The sequence below is a fragment of the Furfurilactobacillus milii genome (assembly GCF_009864005.1).
In the GTDB taxonomy this organism is placed as follows: domain Bacteria; phylum Bacillota; class Bacilli; order Lactobacillales; family Lactobacillaceae; genus Furfurilactobacillus; species Furfurilactobacillus rossiae_B.
This window is the reverse complement of record NZ_WEZQ01000015.1, coordinates 1-3,384: the sequence shown is the minus strand read 5'-3', so window position 1 is coordinate 3,384 and position 3,384 is coordinate 1. Positions and strand designations below refer to the sequence as shown.

The following is a 3,384-nucleotide window of genomic DNA, read 5'->3' as shown; positions in this document are numbered from 1 at the left end:
TGGCAATTGAACCGTTGTTAGTGAAATAGTACCAATAGCCATTAGCTTGACGAAAATCATTCGTAACCAGTTGGTGGTCTGAGGAATCGTAAAAATTCCACGTATGACGTTGTGGAATCCATGTCAGACCATTGGCAATTGAACCGTTGTTAGTGAAATAGTACCAATAGCCATTAGCTTGACGAAAATCATTCGTAACCAGTTCACCATTAGCTTGGTCCGAATAAAGCCAGCTCCCCGTCTTCGAATCCCATGACAACCCATTTGTTAACATACCATCATCATTGAAATGATACCGAGCACCATTGATTGTGTAGATACCCTTGACATACTTTTCACCATTCTTATCATAATAAGAACGACTGCCATTTGTATTAGTCACCCATTGGTTGACCGGCTGAACAACATCAAATGAAAGATTTTGAGCGCGAGAAATCTGTGCAACATTTGAAGAACCATTGTCAGCCTTTAAAGTGCCTACACTTGCAGAATCATTGGCCTTGCTAGCAAGGCTCTCGGCTGACACAGTAGTTTCAGATAAACTGGCACTGCTTTGGCTTGTTTCGACTCCCTGATATTGCGAATTTTTGAAGATATCTGAATTTCTTTTGGCTTGCGGCCCGCTTTCAGCACTATTGTTGGACTGCTTTTTATCATCAAAATTAGAAACAGAAGATATGTTTGAACTAGTTTTATCGTTGATATCTGATTTAGTAGAAGCACTAAAACTTTCGCTAGTATTAGCTGCAAAGCTTGAAACACTTGAAGCCTGAGATACGTCAACCGAACTACTATTTTTGGTATTTACAGATGTACTTTGGCTAAAATTACGAACCTCATCATTAGTATTTTTAACATTAGAGGATACATTTGCTGAAGTTTTAAGAGTTACTGCAGAATTTTCAGTATCGTTGCTAGCTGAGTTTTTCCCCACAATATCAGACGAAGATGTAGTTCCGGAAACATCAACATCCGCATGGGCTGATGTGTTGCCTACCCCCAAAAATCCCAGCATTACAGAGAACAAAAGTAACGTTTTATTAAAATTACTTTTGTTCTCTGTGATTTTTTTTGAAGCTTCGACATTTTCCGTCGATTTTGTAAAGTCTTCTATCATTTAATGTCTATACCTCTCTTAACTAAAAAACGCACTGAATTCTATATGATTACTCTATCATCAACACCGACCTTTTTCTGTAACAGGACTTTTTCATTTTTGAAACAAATTTCAACCCTTGTAAAAGCAATGAAATGTTTTTTGAATTTAAAATACGATGGGTCAACGGATATTAAAAACAAGGGATTTAATACTCTTCATCAATTAAAAAAATGCAAAAAAGGGAAAGAATTAATTTTTCTTTCCCCCGAAAAATCGCTATAACCTACATACCATAAACTTAGTCGATTCATTTTTCCAATCTGGCCTTTTGTTTTTTGGAAACAAACCGTGGCAAATATATGCCCCTTAGTATAGGAATTCGTGGCATTAATAATGTAAAAACTATTGGTATAAGTAATCTGTAAAACATTAAACTCACAAATACTACAGGTCTAGAATAGACTTGCGTAAAATTTATAACATTCGCACTAAAAACTAGAACACCTACATCAATAGCATGGAAGCACATCATGACCAGAGAACGGCGTCCAAAAACGCTCAATGTTTTTTCCACTAAATTAATTTTTTTCAACCTAACTGATAAAGAAAAAATCACGACGGTACTTGCAATTCCTCCAACGACAGCCGTTAAAAAATCTCCGGTTGGTACAAATGAAACCGACGACATTTGAAACAGACCGTTTTTCGCGCTAAACAGCCACAATATCGCGGAAAAAATAACGACAATAGGCTCAGAAACTAGTTGTTCCAAATCTATTTTCTGCATTAGATATCCGGTGTAAATAAACGCTATAGCCAAGAAGGCAGAATCCAAAGCCATTGGTAAAATCCAGACTCGAGAAAGATTAATTCCAAACACAACAATAATTACGACAAATATCGCTAGTACCACTTCTGAATAAACAAACCTTTTTGATATTTGATAAATTCCTTGAAAAATAATATTGGCCCAAAACATTGCCATTAAAAACCAGATAATTCCGATTAAGGCAATGTTCCATCCGAATGGATTCACAGTACCAAAAGGTCCGCCTCCAAAGCCATAAAGAATACTAATCAGTAACTGCGAAAAGCTATGGAATGGTGAGAAAAAAATCATTGGTAATACTTTAACTTTTGAAACAAAAAAAGCGAGAACAAGAATGGCTGCTGTTCCAAAATATGGCACCAACAAATTCTTTATTCCTTTTATAACAACCTCATTTAACCGTTGCTCATGGAAAAAATACCCAGCAACGATGAAAAATAATGGCATATGAAACGCAAAGATTAATTTAGCTGGGAAAGTCTGCATACTATAGGTTTGTGGTTCAAAAGTATGTCCAATAATAACCGCCAAGATGGCAATGCCTCGGGCAACATCTAACCATTCAATTCTCTTTTTCATCTATTGTAAAATTCACTTTCTAAATTTGTATTATTTACTTTCAGCAAAGCTTAACCACATTCGTGTGCAAAAAGAATCTTCCAAAGGAAGATTCTTTACACTTTTTTCTAACTATTTATCAAGGATATCTAAACCATATATCTGAACTAAATTAATTAATGATGTGGCGTATGTGGAGGCAGTCGCATAACCATCATTACGCAATTTATTGGCTACAGAAACGTAATTGGAGTCCCCTAACAAATTATTATACCGAGAATTATAATATAAAAAAGCTCCATGATCTTGAATACTCTCAGAATTATTCGCGTATGCTCTAAATGCAGCATTAATGGTCACATACTGGCCACCGTACTCTTCCTGTGTTGGCATTGTCACGCTGTTTCCGTTATAGGAGCCTTTGATACCAAATAGGTTATGAGCCTCTGTCGCCAATAGTGATTGCCCCCAAGCACTCTCAAGAATTGCTTGTGCAATTGTCACTGATGGAAGGACTCCGTATTGCTCCCATCCAGCCAACGCACCGGGTATAACGCTCATAAGGAAATCACTTTGAGTAGAATTTAAACTACCGAAATCTGATAATTGAACCTTTTTTTGGTAACTCTGAGGATCAAAATACACCAAATCATTGTTTAGATAAGTCCAACCGCTTGCTATTGACCCGTCTTTCTTAAAATAGTAGGAGTAGCCGTTAGCCTGGCGATAATCATTTGTCACTAATTGATACGTTCCTTGATCATAAAAGTTCCAAGTATTCCTTTGTGGAACCCAAGTCAATCCCTGGGCAATTGAACCACTTCCCGCATTGAAGTAATACCAATAACCATTTGCCTTACGAAAGTCATCAGTCACTAATTGGTAGTTACCGCGATCG

At 36.8% G+C, this 3,384-nt stretch carries 2 protein-coding genes and 1 pseudogene; all 3 read right to left on the bottom strand.

Going from position 1 to position 3,384, the window contains the following annotated elements; genetic code table 11:
- Positions 1-1,117, bottom strand: a 1,117-nt coding sequence (locus GB993_RS08605) for an N-acetylmuramoyl-L-alanine amidase family protein (protein ID WP_488655940.1), incomplete at its 3' end; no start/stop codon positions are given.
- 289 nt (positions 1,118-1,406) lie between these two features.
- The gene (locus GB993_RS08600; RefSeq protein WP_161003950.1) at positions 1,407-2,507 is read right to left on the bottom strand and encodes an acyltransferase family protein; all 1,101 of its coding nucleotides are present in this window, start codon (positions 2,505-2,507) and stop codon (positions 1,407-1,409) included.
- A gap of 117 nt (positions 2,508-2,624) precedes the next feature.
- Positions 2,625-3,077, bottom strand: a pseudogene (locus GB993_RS13060) (glycoside hydrolase family 73 protein); the annotation flags it as partial.
- Positions 3,078-3,384 lie beyond the last annotated feature (307 nt).